At 52.9% G+C, this 14715-nt stretch carries 12 protein-coding genes; all 12 read right to left on the reverse strand.

The genetic code is table 11. The features are described 5' to 3' along the window. Positions 1-4: 4 nt before the first annotated feature. A complete protein-coding gene (gene rpsO / locus SACSAC_RS00240; protein ID WP_037282261.1) occupies positions 5-274 on the reverse strand; it encodes a 30S ribosomal protein S15 in 270 nt (89 codons plus the stop codon). Positions 275-445: 171 nt separating this feature from the next. Further along, the gene (locus SACSAC_RS00245; RefSeq protein ID WP_037282262.1) at positions 446-1387 is read right to left on the reverse strand and encodes a bifunctional riboflavin kinase/FAD synthetase; all 942 of its coding nucleotides are present in this window, start codon (positions 1385-1387) and stop codon (positions 446-448) included. A 70-nt stretch (positions 1388-1457) separates the two neighbouring features. Next, on the reverse strand, positions 1458-2372 hold the full coding sequence (gene truB / locus SACSAC_RS00250) for a tRNA pseudouridine(55) synthase TruB (RefSeq protein WP_037282264.1): 915 nt from the start codon (positions 2370-2372) through the stop codon (positions 1458-1460). Beyond that, positions 2369-3346 (reverse strand): DHH family phosphoesterase, encoded by a 978-nt coding sequence (locus SACSAC_RS00255; RefSeq protein ID WP_037282266.1) that lies wholly within the window; start codon positions 3344-3346, stop codon positions 2369-2371. Before SACSAC_RS00255 ends, truB begins: the two co-directional genes overlap by 4 nt. Continuing rightward, entirely contained in the window at positions 3333-3731 is a 399-nt protein-coding gene (gene rbfA, locus SACSAC_RS00260; RefSeq protein ID WP_037282268.1) for a 30S ribosome-binding factor RbfA, read from the reverse strand. Before rbfA ends, SACSAC_RS00255 begins: the two co-directional genes overlap by 14 nt. 17 nt (positions 3732-3748) lie before the next feature. Next, a complete protein-coding gene (gene infB, locus SACSAC_RS00265; protein ID WP_037282270.1) occupies positions 3749-6316 on the reverse strand; it encodes a translation initiation factor IF-2 in 2568 nt (855 codons plus the stop codon). Further along, positions 6309-6632: a L7Ae/L30e/S12e/Gadd45 family ribosomal protein gene (locus tag SACSAC_RS00270; RefSeq protein ID WP_037282273.1), complete on the reverse strand. Its 324-nt coding sequence runs from the start codon at positions 6630-6632 to the stop codon at positions 6309-6311. The genes infB and SACSAC_RS00270 overlap by 8 nt, the downstream gene beginning before the upstream one ends. After that, the gene (rnpM, locus tag SACSAC_RS00275) at positions 6625-6936 is read right to left on the reverse strand and encodes an RNase P modulator RnpM (RefSeq protein WP_037282275.1); all 312 of its coding nucleotides are present in this window, start codon (positions 6934-6936) and stop codon (positions 6625-6627) included. Before rnpM ends, SACSAC_RS00270 begins: the two co-directional genes overlap by 8 nt. A 38-nt stretch (positions 6937-6974) precedes the next feature. Beyond that, the gene (nusA, locus tag SACSAC_RS00280; RefSeq protein WP_037282278.1) at positions 6975-8072 is read right to left on the reverse strand and encodes a transcription termination factor NusA; all 1098 of its coding nucleotides are present in this window, start codon (positions 8070-8072) and stop codon (positions 6975-6977) included. 34 nt (positions 8073-8106) lie between these two features. Further along, on the reverse strand, positions 8107-8568 hold the full coding sequence (gene rimP / locus SACSAC_RS00285) for a ribosome maturation factor RimP (protein ID WP_037282280.1): 462 nt from the start codon (positions 8566-8568) through the stop codon (positions 8107-8109). Between the two features lie 207 nt (positions 8569-8775). Further along, complete coding sequence (locus SACSAC_RS00290) at positions 8776-13107, reverse strand: PolC-type DNA polymerase III (protein WP_037282284.1); 4332 nt, start codon at positions 13105-13107, stop codon at positions 8776-8778. 108 nt (positions 13108-13215) lie between these two features. Continuing rightward, on the reverse strand, positions 13216-14673 hold the full coding sequence (proS, locus tag SACSAC_RS00295) for a proline--tRNA ligase (protein WP_037282287.1): 1458 nt from the start codon (positions 14671-14673) through the stop codon (positions 13216-13218). Between the last annotated feature and the right edge of the window lie 42 nt (positions 14674-14715).

Below are 14715 nucleotides of genomic sequence, written 5' to 3' on the forward strand. Positions count from 1 at the left end.
AATTTTAGCGACGCAGGCCGAGTTTTTCGATCAGTGCGCTATAACGTCTAACATCATTGTTTTTCAGGTAAGCCAACAGTCTGCGACGTTGTCCGACCATTTTCAGAAGACCGCGACGCGAGTGGTGATCTTTCTTGTGCGTACGCAGGTGATCCGTCAGGTTAACGATGTTTTCCGTCAGGATCGCAACTTGAACTTCAGGAGATCCTGTATCGGATTCGTGAGTTCTGTGCTCTTCGATCAGTTGGTTCTTACGTTCTTGTGTCAATGCCATCCAATTCACCTCCAAATAATTTAGAAAATCTGATCCCCAAAAGCCTCGTATCGGCCGGTGAAAGCCAGAAACCAAGCCATGGTTAAGTTACTTACGTGAACGCAAGCAACGTAAATCAGTATAACAAACGTTTACTGAAAAGTAAACCATCATGCTATAAAAATCGAACGCTTACTGGTTAAGAATGCCGCGCGCTTCATCGGCATCTTTGGCAATCTGCGCCACAAGCTCGTCAATTCCCGAAAACTTTCGTTCAGGACGGATGTACTGCACCAGGTCAATCCAAACGTCTTCACCGTAAATACTACGATCAAAGTCGAACAGATGGGTCTCGAACGTAGGCTTGATACTGCCATCCGTGAACGTCGGCTTAACACCCACGTTCATGACGCCTCCGTAGACTTCCCCCTCAAGGCCGAAACGCACCGCGTACACGCCTTTTGCAGGGGTTACATAATGTCCTGAAGGGTCGACGTTGGCTGTAGGGAAGCCAATCGTGCGACCGCGTTTATCTCCGCCTACCACAGTGCCGCGCACCCGATAAGGACGACCGAGCAAGCGATGGGCTTTCTCCGCATCACCGAGCTTCAGCGCAGCGCGAATCCCGGAACTGCCGACTTTCTCTTCCTCCAGTAAAAACGGAGCAACCGTCTCGACGTCGATCTTCCCGCCGCTAAGCGGGTGGATGGCTTCCGCAGTACCTTCACCCATAAACCCGAACCGGAAATCGAAGCCAACGACTGCCGTTGCCACTTGGAGCGGAAGAAGCACTTTGGTCACGAAATCAGACGGAGGAACTTTTGAAAATTCTGGCGTAAATTCGCCCACATACATATAATCCACGCCAAGCTCTTCCAGAATGCTTTCCTTGTCGCGCAGAGGCGTCAGGTAGCCTTCGTAATCGCCTTTGCCCATCACTTCTTTCGGATGGGGGTGGAACGTCAGTACCGCGACCGGCAATTGTAGGCTGCGTCCCAATTCCAGTGCACGTTGAATGACGCTCACATGCCCTAGATGAAGACCGTCGAATTGTCCGATTGCCAGAATCTGCCGCTGAACAGGGATGGTTTCTCCGACCCCGATTAAAGGATAAGTTAGCGTTATCGTCTTCACTTTTCGATCACCTGCATTTTCCGTCGCTTGGTCGTTCGGTCATTGTTATTCTTTGCCCAGTGCCGGACATTTAAGGCAAGAACACTTTAACCGGAACGACTTTGCCGACTTCTTCGTCCCATCTGTAAATCCCGATAAAGCGGTCATCCGGCGTGTAGAGTCTGAACTCTTTTTGCAGCCCTTCCGCGGAAGGCAGTACAGCCCAAGACGACAGCTTTTGTCCGCGCAACGCGTTCTCCAGCCTGCGCTCGTCTACCTTATGCTCAGGCATATGAACAGCCGCCTTGTCTGCCCGAACGAGCGTATCCGCGAGCGTGCCGGCTTCCATCCGCTCCGCAATCTCTTCAAAGGTCAGGCAACCATCCAGACCGATACCCGCGGACAGCGTGCGCTCCAGCTTCGCCATCGTCGACGGAACGCCCAATTTGGCGCCCAGATCGACGCAGAGCGTCCGAATATAAGTTCCTTTTGAACATAATACGCGCAAAGAAACCTCCGGCTGATCGCCTTCTTCAAAGCCCGTGACTTCGAGTTCGTGGATCACCACTTCGCGCGCTTTGCGTTCCACGGTCTTTCCTTCCCGAGCCAGCTCGTAAAGTCGTTTACCGTCAACTTTGATTGCCGAATACATAGGCGGAGTCTGCATGATCGGACCGATAAAGTCGGCCAACGCCTCTCTCACCTGCGCTTCGGTAATTCCTGTTTCGGGCAGTTCCTCAATGATGGTTCCCGTCAGGTCTTCCGTGTCCGTCGCGATGCCGAATTTCAATACCGCACGGTATTCCTTCGGCATTTCCTGCAAATATTCGACCATCCGGGTAGCGCGCCCCAAACAAAGCGGCAGCACGCCGGTAACGGACGGATCAAGCGTGCCCGTATGGCCGATTCGTTTCATTTGAAGCAACCGCCGACATTTCGCCACGACATCGTGAGACGTCATGCCTGCGGGCTTGTGTACCGGCAGTACGCCGTCAAAATCATTCATAGCGATTGTTTGATCCTCTCGATCACGAGCGCGGTCACTTGCTCAAGCGTACCTTCCAGTCGGCAACCGGCTGCGCGCACATGCCCGCCTCCGCCGAATTCGGCAGCAATCGCCGCCACATCCACTTTGCCTGCGGAACGCATGCTTGCTTTGACCGCATTCTCGTTAATGACTTTAAACAGCACGCCGACTTCGACGCCCTGGATATTGCGCGGGTAATTCACGATGCCTTCCAGATCCTCGTTGGATGCGCCTGCCTGAACCATATGTTCCGGCGTCACATGCACCCATGCAACCTTGCCGTTTTCCGACATTTGCAGCGTAGCCAGCGACAAGGTCAACACATCGAATTGCGGCTTGGTCAACTGCTCCAGCAGCGAATCGGCGAGATCCGGACCGTTGACGCCAAGCTCCAGCAAATGCGAAGCGATTCGCATCACTTTCGGGGATGTACTGGAATACCGGAAACCGCCCGTATCGGTCAAAATGCCCGTATACAGCATTTCAGCGATGTTGCGATCCCAACCCAAGTCGAACAGCTTGACCAGATCATACAAAATTTCAGCTGTTGCAGCCGCATCCGCTTTGATCAACGTCTGTGTGCCGTATTCGTCATTGGTCGGATGATGGTCGATATTGAGCATGTTCGATCCTTCTTCCATCCATTCCGAAACCAGACCCACCCGTTTGAAGTCCGCGCAATCGACACAAATGACATTTCCATAAGTCCGTGTGCGCTCCGTCAAGCTCATGTCCAGAATCTGCTCCGACCCTTCCATGTAGGTCATGCGTTGCGGGATCGGTCCTTCATTAATCATCGTGAAGGTTTTCCCCAAACGCGAGAGAAGCCAGCCCACCGCAAGGGTGGAACTGACTGCATCTCCGTCGGGCTGTACGTGCGCCACGACCAGGAAGTCATCGTGCTGTTCGATAAATTGCCGCGCACCGATTAAATCCTGCTCATACGTCCGCATCGCCGTCTCCTTTATTCTCTTGTTTGGCTTTCTCCGACCCGTCTTCCGACTTGATCTGCCCCAGCAGGCTTTCGATCTTGCTGCCGTATGCGATCGATTCGTCGAGATGGAAGAACAGCGTCGGCGTATGCCGCAAGCGAATTCGTTTGCCGATTTCGGTACGAAGGAAGCCCGTCGCTTTTTTGATACCCGTCAGCGACTGCTGCTTCTGATCTTCATCGCCGAAAATACTCAGATACACGTTAGCTTCGGACAGGTCGCCCGTCACCTCAACATCGGTGACGGTAACGAATCCGATACGCGGATCTTTCAATTCGCTCTGAATCATCTGGCTGAGTTCTTTTTTGATTTCTTCCCCGACTCGGCCTACTCTAATTTTTGCCATGTTTTTTCACCCCGCTTTTAGCGCTCGACAGCTTCCATCACGAAGGCTTCGATAATGTCGCCTTCTTGGATATCGTTGTAATCGAGCGTAATTCCGCATTCGTAGCCTTGAGCGACTTCTTTCGCGTCGTCTTTATAGCGTTTGAGCGAGTCGATCTTGCCTTCGTAGATGACGATGCCCCCACGGATCAAGCGAGCTTCCGCATTACGCGCAATCTTGCCTTGGATAACCATGGAGCCCGCGATTACGCCGACTTTGGTAACTTTGAACGTGCTGCGAACTTCGGCTTGGCCGATGACCGTTTCTTTGAAGATCGGATCGAGCATGCCTTTCATCGCTTGTTCGATTTCTTCGATCACGCTGTAAATAACGCGGTGCAAACGAATATCTACTTTTTCCTGTTCGGCAGTCAACGAAGCCTGGTTGTCCGGACGAACGTTAAAGCCGATCACGATGGCATTGGAAGCCGCCGCCAGAATAATATCGGATTCGTTAATTGCACCGGCGCCGCTATGAATGATCTTAACGCGAACGCCTTCGACTTCGATCTTCGCAAGCGAGCCTTTGAGGGCTTCGACCGAACCTTGAACGTCGCCTTTGATGATAACGTTGAGATCTTTGATTTCGCCGTCTTTGATATGCTTGAACAGATCGTCAAGGGTAACGCGAGTGTTCGCGCCCATATCCGATTCGCGTTGCGTAATCGAACGCTTGTCCGCGATGCTGCGAGCTTTACGCTCGTCTTCAAACACCATGAACGGATCGCCGGCTTGCGGCACTTCCGTCAGACCCGTAATTTCGACCGGAGTCGACGGACCCGCTTCCTTCAATCGACGACCTTTGTCATTGACCATCGCGCGCACGCGTCCGAAACAGTTACCGGCTACGAAAGCATCGCCCACTTTGAGCGTACCGTGCTGAACGAGAATGCGGGCAACCGGGCCCCGGCCTTTATCCAACTCGGCTTCGATAACCGTACCCCGAGCACGCTTGTCCGGATTTGCGCGGTAGTCGTTGACTTCGGCTACCAGCAGGATCATTTCTAGCAAGCCTTCAAGACCCATTCTTTGCTTCGCGGATACGTTAACAAAGATGGTATCGCCACCCCACTCTTCCGGCACAAGACCGTACTCCGTGAGTTCTTGTTTCACGCGGTCCGGATCCGAACCGGGCTTGTCGATTTTGTTCACTGCTACGATAATCGGCAGGTTTGCCGCTTTCGCGTGGTTGACCGCTTCAACAGTCTGCGGCATAACGCCGTCATCTGCTGCAACGACGATGATCGTCATGTCAGTTACCTGCGCACCGCGAGCACGCATCGCCGTGAAGGCTTCGTGACCCGGAGTATCCAGGAACGTGATTTTTTTGTTGTTGATTTCGACTTGGTAAGCACCGATATGCTGCGTGATACCACCAGCTTCGCCGCCTGTTACATTCGTCGAACGAATCGCATCAAGCAATGTCGTTTTACCATGGTCGACGTGACCCATGATCGTTACGACCGGAGGACGCTCTCTCAGATCAGCTTCTTCGTCGGTCTCTTCCAATGTTTCGAAACGATCGTCTTCAACCGGGATTTTGATCTCGACTTCAACGCCGAAATCGCCTGCGAGCAGTTGGATCGTTTCCAGATCCAGCTCTTGGTTGATTGTCGCCATTACGCCCAGCATAATCAGCTTCTTAATGACTTCCGAAGCATCCTTATGCAGAAGCTTTGCCGTTTCGCCAACCGTCATCGTACCGCGTACGATAATTTTCTTTGGCGTATTGTCGATTTTTTCTCTTGGTGGTTGGTTGTTGCGGTTGTTGCCGCCGCGTCCGCCTTTGCCACCACGTCCGCCTTGACCGCCGCGGAATCCGCCTCGGCTATCGTCGGAACGACGTTGGCCGCCTGGACGTCCGCCCGGACCGCCTGTGCGGTTGCCGCCTTGGCCTCCTTGTCCGCCTGTGCGGTTACCGCCCTGTCCGCCTTGGCCGCCGCTACGGTTACCACCGTAACTGCTGTTCGAGGAAGAAGGTCCGCGGCTTTGCGAAGAAGAAGCTCCGCCGCCCGTGCGGTTTTGCGAACCCGTGCTTGTGCCGCCTGGACGCGCGCCTTGACCGCCTTGACCGCCTTGACCGCCGCCCGTGCGATTACCGCCTTGGCCGCCGCCGCTGCTTGGACGCGCGCCTTGACCGCTGGATTGAGGACGGCTTGCGCCGCCGCTTTGCGGACGACTTTGACCGCCGCCTACGGAAGAAGAACTGCGGTTGCCCTGAGGACGGTTACCGCCTTGACTTTGCGACTGACTACTACTTGGGGTTTGGGGTTTATTATTCATACCTACCTGCTTTTCTTGTGAATTTTTTATTTGGCTATCACCGTTCGATTGCGGCTTGCTGCTTGGAGATGCCGGCTTGGAGGCATTCGACTTGATTTTCCGAAAAAATTGTTCCACTTTGCCGATTGCCTCAGGTTCCATCACACTCATGTGATTATTCACCGGCATTTCGAGTTTCTTCAAAATGGTAATGATTTCTTTACTGCTCATGTCGAGCGATTTGGCGTATTCATAGACCCGAACTTTGCTTTCTGGTTTACTCAATATACTCCACCTCCGACGTTGTCCCCAGTTTCCTGCGGATCATGTCGGCAAATCCCTGTTCGGTCAACGCGAGCACAAGGCGTTCCGGCTTACCGATACTGGCGCCTAGCCGCTCGCGGTCGAAACCGACAAGCAGGGGAATGCCGTATGAAGCGCATTTGTCGCGAAACTTTTTCTGGGTATTGGACGAGGCATCGCCGGCCAAGACGACCAACTTGGCTTCACGCGACCGGATAGCTTTGATCACCATTTCGTCTCCGGTAACCATCTTTCCGGCGCGCATGGCCAGCCCCAGTCCCGAAAGCTCATTATTCATCGTCTGTTTCTCTCTCCTGTAATTCACGGAATTGGTGTTCAACCCGAATGAAGTCCCGGGCAAGTTGTTCGTAGATTTCGGCCGGCACCGGCTGCTTGAGCGCGCGATCCAATGACTTATTCTTCTGGGCAAGCCGGAAGCAGTCTGCATCTGCGCGCAGATAAGCGCCTCTACCGGATTTTTTGCCTGTAAGGTCGATCTCGATCTGGCCTTCCGGCGTGCGGACGACCCGAATCAATTCCTTTTTAGGCAGCATTTCCTGGCTGGCTACGCATTTGCGCAGCGGCACCTTTTTCGTTTTCATGGTCGGAATCCCCGCTTTCGCCTATAACGTTAAAAATTCTAGTCGATAGACACGGAGTCTTGCGGCATTTCGCCGTCGTACGTGCGCTCTCTGCCGAATTCTTCTTCAGCCTGCGTTTCGCTCTTGATGTCGATCTTCCAACCGGTCAGCTTCGCCGCAAGACGCGCATTTTGGCCTTTGATCCCGATCGCAAGCGACAGCTGATAGTCCGGTACGATGACGCGGGCCATTTTTTCGGCTTCGAATACTTCGACTTCGATAACTTTGGAAGGACTTAGCGCATTCGCTACGTACTCTTCCACGCTCTCGGAGTAGTTCACGATGTCGATTTTCTCCCCGCGGAGTTCGTTCACGATCGTTTGCACGCGCACGCCTTTCGGACCTACGCAAGAACCGACCGGATCCACTTCCGCATTACGGGAATAAACGGCAATTTTCGAACGGAAACCGGCTTCGCGTGCTACCGATTTAATTTCGACGACGCCATCGAAAATCTCGGGCACTTCAAGTTCGAACAGGCGCTTCAACAGCCCGGGATGTGTCCGGGACAAGATGATTTGCGGACCCTTCGTGGTGTTTTCCACCTTTGTGATATAACCTTTGATCCGCTCGTTATGCGCGAATTTTTCACCGGGCATAAGCTCGGTGAGCGGCAAAGCCGCTTCGATCTTGCCCAGATCGACATACAAGTTGCGGGCATCCATGCGCTGCACGGTTCCCGTTACGATGTCTTCCGTTTTGTCAACGAACGCATTGTAGATCAGACCACGCTCAGCTTCGCGGATACGTTGCGTCACGACTTGTTTCGCCGTTTGCGCCGCGATGCGCCCGAAATCGCGAGGCGTCACTTCCAGCTCGGCGATATCGTCGATTTGCAGATGCGGATTAATTTCCCGCGCATTTTCGAGCGAGATTTCGGTTCTGTCATCCAGAACTTCCTCGGCTACCAACTTGCGCGCGTATACTTTAATTACCCCGGTATTGCGATTCATATCCACGCGTACGTTTTGAGCCGTGTTGAAATTGCGCTTGTAACTGGAGATCAGCGCTGCTTCGATCGCTTCGAAAAGAATCTCTTTGCTAATCCCCCGATCACGCTCCAGCTCGTTTAATGCTTCAATGAAATCCGTACTCATTTGCCCAACGCTCCCCCTTTCAGGACTATCTATATTAGAAAATAATGGCCAGTCTGGCGCTGGCGACCTTGTCGTAAGGCACAGCTGCCTGTTTCTTCCCGAACGCGATTACAAGTTCTCCGTTTTCAAACGAAAGCAGTTTGCCTTCGAATTCCTTCGACCCGTTGATCGGTTCGTAAGTCGTAACGAAAACATCTTTTCCGACTGCCTTCAGCACGTCTTCCGCTTTTTTTAGCGGACGTTCGGCTCCCGGCGACGACACTTCCAGGAAGTACGCCTCTTCGATCGGATCGTTTTCGTCCAGTTTCTGGCTCATGTACTCACTGATCTGCCCGCAGTCATCAATATCGATGCCGCCTTCCTTATCTACGTAAATACGCAAGAAATAGCTGCCGCCTTCCTTTACATACTCCACATCGACCAGTTCAAATCCCTGTTCAGTCAGGTACGGTTCGATCATCTCTTCTACGGTTGTTTTAATCTTCGGTGTGCTCAAGCATTCACCCTCCAAGCGTTTTCAAGTTCCGTCCGCAAGGGCGGCGCAGAAGATATCAGCCCAAAAGTAAAGAGTGGGTTGCCCCACTCTCTACACAAAGATCTATCTCCTACTGTGTCTAACTCCAAAATCCTACCTCCATTATACCATAAGCCCGTAATGGTGACAAGTATGAGGGCTTTACAAAGGCCGTCATTACGCCCTTCTTTAGAACAAAGAAAGCTGATTGCTTTCAGGCAGGCCGCGGAAGCAGCCCAGTTGCCCGAGCAGTTCGATAATCGTTTTCGAGGCCTTCGACTTCTGCTGGAAATCCTCAATGGAGAGGAATTCGCCATGATCACGCGCTGCGGCCACGCCTTTTGCCGCGTTGTCGCCGAGACCGGCGAGCGCCGCGAAAGGGAAGATCAGGCTTGTTCCGTCGACGATGAATTTTTGCGCGTCGGAACGGTACAGGTCGATCGTTTTGAATGTAAAACCGCGAGCGGTCATTTCAAGCGCCATCTCCAGAATCGGCAGCATGGCTTTTTCTTTCGGAAGCGCTTGGAAGCCTTTTTGTTCGATCTCGACGATTTTCCGCCCGATCGCTTCATATCCCTGGCAGAACAGCTCGATTTCGAAATCGGCCGCGCGGACCGAGAAATACGTCGCGTAATATTCGATCGGATGGTACAGCTTGAAGTAAGCCGTACGCACGGCCGAAATGACATAAGCCGCGGCGTGGGCTTTCGGGAACATGTATTGGATTTTCAGGCAGGAATCGATATACCAGTTCGGCACTTTGCAGCGTTTCATTTCGTCGATCCATTCCTGCGGCAGACCTTTACCTTTACGTACGCTTTCCGTAATTTTAAAGGCTAGGCTCGCATCCATTCCCGCTTTGTAAATCAGGAACAGCATGATATCGTCCCGACAGCCGATTACGGTTTTGATATTGCAAGTGCCGTTTTTGATCAGTTGATCGGCATTTCCCAGCCAAACGCCGGTTCCGTGCGACAGACCGGAAATTTGCAGCAAATCGGCAAAACTCGACGGTTTGGCTTCGATCAGCATCTGACGCACGAATTTGGTCCCCATCTCCGGTACGCCGTAAGTGGCAACGGGGGTCCGGATCTGCTCCGGCGTGACGCCGAGCGAATCCGTCGAGTTGAACATGCTCATCACCTTCGGGTCGTTCATCGGAATGGTTGTCGGATCGACGCCGGTCAAATCCTGAAGCATCCGCATCATGGTCGGATCATCGTGTCCCAGAATATCGAGTTTGAGCAGGTTCTCGTCGAATGCGTGATAGTCAAAATGGGTCGTTTTCCATTCCGCGTTCACGTCGTCGGCCGGGTACTGGACAGGCGTAATGTCTTCGATCTCCATATAGTCCGGCAGCACGACGATACCGCCCGGGTGCTGTCCGGTACTGCGCTTAACGCCGGTACAACCCGATGCCAAACGATTCAATTCGGCCGAGCGCCAACGCTTTTGGTGATGCTCTTCGTACTTTTTCGCAAAACCGAATGCGGTTTTTTCGGCGACTGTACCGATTGTGCCGGCGCGGAACACATTGTCCGGTCCGAACATGACTTTGGTGAAATTGTGCGCCTGCGGCTGGTATTCGCCCGAGAAGTTCAAGTCGATATCGGGAACTTTGTCGCCCTTGAAGCCCAGGAACGTCTCGAACGGGATATCGTGTCCTTCGCCAAGCATGGTGGAATCGCAGTTCGGGCATTGTTTGTTCGGCAGGTCGAATCCGCTTCGCACGCTGCCGTCCAAGAACCATTCGCTGTGTTTGCATTCCGGGTTGCGGCATATATAATGCGGCGGCAGCGGGTTAACTTCGGAAATACCGAGAAACATGGCCACGACGGACGAACCGACGGATCCCCGCGAACCGACCAGATAACCGTCGCTGTTCGATTTTTTAACCAAACGTTCGGAGATCAGATAGTTGGCCGAGAAACCGAATTTGATGATCGGGCCGAGTTCTTTTTCCAATCGCGCAATAATGACTTCCGGAAGTTCTTCGCCGTACATTTCCTTGGCTGTGTTGTAGCAGGTATCGCGGATCTCCTGATCGGCTCCTTCGATGACCGGCGTGTACAGTTCAGACGGGAACAGCTTGATTTCTTCAAAACGGTCTGCCAGTTCGGACGTGTTGGTCACGACCACTTCTCTTGCCTTTTCTTCGCCCAAAAATTTGAACTCTTCCAGCATCTCTTCGGTCGTGCGGAAATGAGCGTCCGGTTTGTTTTGGTCTTTGAGCGGGCTGAAGCCCGTGATGCCGTGGATGGTGATATCCCGGTACATTTTGTCCCGCGGATCCAGGTAATGCACGTTGCCCGTGGCCACGACCGGTTTGTTCAGCTTGTTGCCGATCTTGCATACTTTTTCGACCGCGATTTTGAGTTCTTCCGCGCTGCCGACCAAGCCTTTGTCCACCAAATGCATGTACATGGTCAGCGGCTGGATTTCCAAAATATCGTAGAAGCCTGCCACGTCTTCCGCTTCTTCGACCGTTTTGTTCAGCACGGCTTCGAAGAATTCGCCTTTTTCGCAGCCCGACAAAATCAGCAGGCCTTCGCGCATGTTTTCGAGCTTCGACTTCGGAATGCAAGGCACCCGTTTGAAATGCTCGGTATGCGACATGGAGATGAGTTTGTACAAATTCTTTTTGCCGACTTCGTTCAGCGCATAAATGCCGCAATGGAACGGACGGGCGTTGGAAAGGTCTTTGCCGACAAAATCGTTCAAGCGGCTCAGGTTGTTGAGATTGCGTTCTTTGACCGCGTCTTCGATCAGGCCCGTCAAAATGCCCGCCAGCGCGATCGTATCGTCGATGGCGCGGTGATGGCTTTCGAGCGCCACTTTGTATCGATTGGCCAATGTGTTCAATCGGTGGTTTTTCATCGTCGGATGCAGCAAGCGTGCCATTTCCAACGTGTCTAGCACCGGATTTTCCATCAGCGGCAGATCGAAGTTTTTGAGCGTCGCCTGGATAAAACCGATATCGAACCGCGCGTTGTGCGCGACCAGGATCGCGTCTCCCGCAAATTCCACGAATTCGCGAATAACGCTGTCGATCTCCGGCGCTCCGCGCACCATATCGTCGGTGATATTGGTCAGCTGCTGGATATGGTAAGGAATCCGTTCATGCGGATCGACGAACGTCGAGTAACGTCCCGTTTCCTGGCCGTCCCGCATTTTGACCGCCGCGATTTCGATAATTTTGTTCTGCGTGATCGACAAACCGGTGGTCTCGATATCGAATACGACGTATTCCGCCGACTTCAATTCGCCTTCACGGGGATTGAGCACCACCGCGACGGAATCGTTGACCACGTTCGCTTCGACGCCGTACATCATTTTAATACCGTTCTTTTTGGCCGCCTTCGCCGCGTCCGGGTAACATTGCACGCCGCCGTGGTCGGTGACCGCAATCGCTTTATGTCCCCATTTCGCGGCACGCTTCACGTATTCGTCGATTGAGCATACCGCATCCATCGTACTCATTTTGGTATGCAAATGAAATTCGACGCGCTTTTCTTCGGCATTGTCCATGCGAATCGGAGGCGACTTGATTTCCATCAGATCCGAAGGAATCATGACGAGTTCGGGAATCTGCATAAAACGGTCCATTTCGACGCGCCCGCGAGCTTTGACCCATTTGCCGTTCGCCAGCAAACTCATCACTTTCAGATCGTCTTTGTTTTTCGCAAACATCTTCATTTGGAGCGAGTCGCTGTAGTCGGTCAGATAGTACGTGAACAATGTACTACCGTTACGCAGCTCTTTGCTTTCCAAACCGAAGATTAAGCCTTGAATCGTCACTTTCTTTTCTTCGTCTTGCAGCGTCTGAAGCGAAATCGCTTCGTCGCGGATATCGTAGCCGATCTGAAGTTTGACGACTTCGCCGTCTTCGTTTTCTTCGCCCGCGCTGATCTCTGCGTCGATCTCCGCCATCATTTTCTCGATCGCGGCTTGTTCGTCCCGTCGGCGCATCTCGTCGAATTGCGCTTTGGCCTCTTTGGCCGCCGCTTCCCCCGTATCGACGTTCAATTTCACCTGAAGCTGAAGACCGAAATATTTGTCGTAAAAGTCGGTCAGCGCTTTATCGATGTTGCGTTTGCGTCCAAGCTCCAGCGACATCGGATCGGTAAACGAGACCGTCGTCACATTTCCCTCTGTCACGGCCTGCGCTCTCGCCATCCATCCGTTGACTGAAGGAATCTCGCGCTGCGCCCATTCGATAAACAACTTCCAATACTCGTTTACGATCTCGCTTTGTCGATTTTCCCCCGTATATTGAAACAAAAAGCGAATCTTCGCGATATGCTTAAGCCGCTCTTGAATCTGCAAACAAAACGTACGATAAATCTGTGCGGGTACCAACGTGTCTTTGACCAGCACGATTTTCCAATCCCGGTTCGACCGACTGATTTCGACCTGGTCGATATATCCATCATTAAAATAAGGGTCCGCCGCGCTAGCGGGCATCTCGGCCTGCTTCATCAGCAGTTCGAGGCGCTGCCTGCGCTCCGCCGTCTCACTCATCGTCTGTCCCCCTTTGTTTCGTAAAAAGCGAAGAGCTTCCGCGGCGGGCCTCGTTCTTCGCCTCGCCGCCGGAAGCTTCATTTCCGGTTTTGCTCTCTGTTTAAAAGATTAATACGCCTTCGCAAACACAACGGTATGCTTGGCTGCTTCTCCGCAAGCGACGCAAGTCGTCTTATGTTCTTGCGGGTCGAACGGGATATTGCGGCTTGTCGCGCCCGTCTCGGCGCGAACCGTATCCTCGCAAGCTTCGCTTCCGCACCATCCGGCCAAGAAGAATCCGCGCTTCTCTTCCATTTGAGCGCGCATTTCGTCCAAGTTATCCACCGAGTGGAAATGGCTGGCACGGAATTCGAGCGCACGCTCGTACATGCCTTTTTGCACGTCGTCGAGCAGCTGCTTCACGTCGTTCACCACGTTATCGAGCTGAACAGTCAGCTTGTCGCCGCCCAGACGGGAAGCCAACAGGCAGACTCCGTTTTCGATATCACGCGGTCCGATTTCGATCCGTACCGGCACGCCGCGCATTTCGTATTCGTTGAATTTCCAGCCCGGACGCACATCTGCACGATCATCCATACTCACGCGAATACCTGCTGCTTTAAGTTCAGCATACAGGGCGTCCGCACGCTCAATGACCATATCACGCATTTTCGGAGGTCCAATCGGAATCAAGATGACTTGCGTCGGCGCGACTTTCGGAGGGATAACCAGACCGCGGTCATCGCCGTGCGCCATGATCATCGAACCGATCAGACGCGTGCTTGTTCCCCACGAAGTCGTATGCGTGAACTCCAGCTCGTTATCGCGGTTGAGATATTGGATCTCGAACGCTTTCGCGAAGTTGGTACCCATATAGTGGGAAGTACCCGCTTGAACCGCTTTGCCGTCTTTCATCATCGCTTCGATCGAATACGTGTCCACCGCGCCCGCGAATTTCTCGGACGGCGTTTTTTGACCCATTATGACCGGCATAGCGAGGAAGTCTTCGACGAAATCGCGATACAACTCAAGCATGCGCATCGTTTCTTCGCGTGCATCTTTCTCGTCTTCGTGCGCCGTATGTCCTTCCTGCCAGAGGAACTCGCTTGTACGCAGGAACGGCATAGTGCGTTTTTCCCAACGCATGACGTTTGCCCATTGGTTAATCAGCACAGGAAGATCGCGGTACGATTTGATCCATTTGGAGTACATATGGCCGAACATCGTTTCCGAAGTCGGACGAACGGCAAGGCGCTCTTCCAAAATGTCGCCGCCCGCTTCGGTTACGAAAGGCAATTCCGGGTTAAAACCTTCGATATGCTCTTTTTCTTTTTGGAAGAAGCTTTCCGGAATCAGCATCGGGAAGTACGCGTTGCGGTGACCCGTTTCTTTGAAACGACGGTCCATTTCTTGCTGAATATTTTCCCAGATCGCATAACCTTCGGGACGGAATACGATACAACCGCGTACGGGTGCATAATCCATCAATTCCGCTTTTTTAATAACATCGATATACCAGCGCGAAAAGTCTTCGCTCTGCGGGGTAATCTCCGTAACGAACTGCTTATCCTGTTTATCGCTTGCCATGTATGTCCCTCCGTTTATCGAACAGGCCGCTTTGCCGCCAGA

Origin of the sequence: Saccharibacillus sacchari DSM 19268, from assembly GCF_000585395.1 — a bacterium.
GTDB classification, from domain to species: Bacteria; Bacillota; Bacilli; order Paenibacillales; family Paenibacillaceae; genus Saccharibacillus; species Saccharibacillus sacchari.

What these genes read in the sequence shown, in the direction of transcription:
- rpsO (WP_037282261.1), bottom strand. Translation starts at nt 274, where the DNA reads ATGGCATTGACACAAGAACGTAAGAACCAACTGATCGAAGAGCACAGA.
- truB (WP_037282264.1), bottom strand. Translation starts at nt 2,372, where the DNA reads ATGAATGATTTTGACGGCGTACTGCCGGTACACAAGCCCGCAGGCATG.
- SACSAC_RS00255 (WP_037282266.1), bottom strand. Translation starts at nt 3,346, where the DNA reads ATGCGGACGTATGAGCAGGATTTAATCGGTGCGCGGCAATTTATCGAA.
- rbfA (WP_037282268.1), bottom strand. Translation starts at nt 3,731, where the DNA reads ATGGCAAAAATTAGAGTAGGCCGAGTCGGGGAAGAAATCAAAAAAGAA.
- SACSAC_RS00270 (WP_037282273.1), bottom strand. Translation starts at nt 6,632, where the DNA reads ATGAATAATGAGCTTTCGGGACTGGGGCTGGCCATGCGCGCCGGAAAG.
- rnpM (WP_037282275.1), bottom strand. Translation starts at nt 6,936, where the DNA reads ATGAAAACGAAAAAGGTGCCGCTGCGCAAATGCGTAGCCAGCCAGGAA.
- nusA (WP_037282278.1), bottom strand. Translation starts at nt 8,072, where the DNA reads ATGAGTACGGATTTCATTGAAGCATTAAACGAGCTGGAGCGTGATCGG.
- SACSAC_RS00290 (WP_037282284.1), bottom strand. Translation starts at nt 13,107, where the DNA reads ATGAGTGAGACGGCGGAGCGCAGGCAGCGCCTCGAACTGCTGATGAAG.
- proS (WP_037282287.1), bottom strand. Translation starts at nt 14,673, where the DNA reads ATGGCAAGCGATAAACAGGATAAGCAGTTCGTTACGGAGATTACCCCG.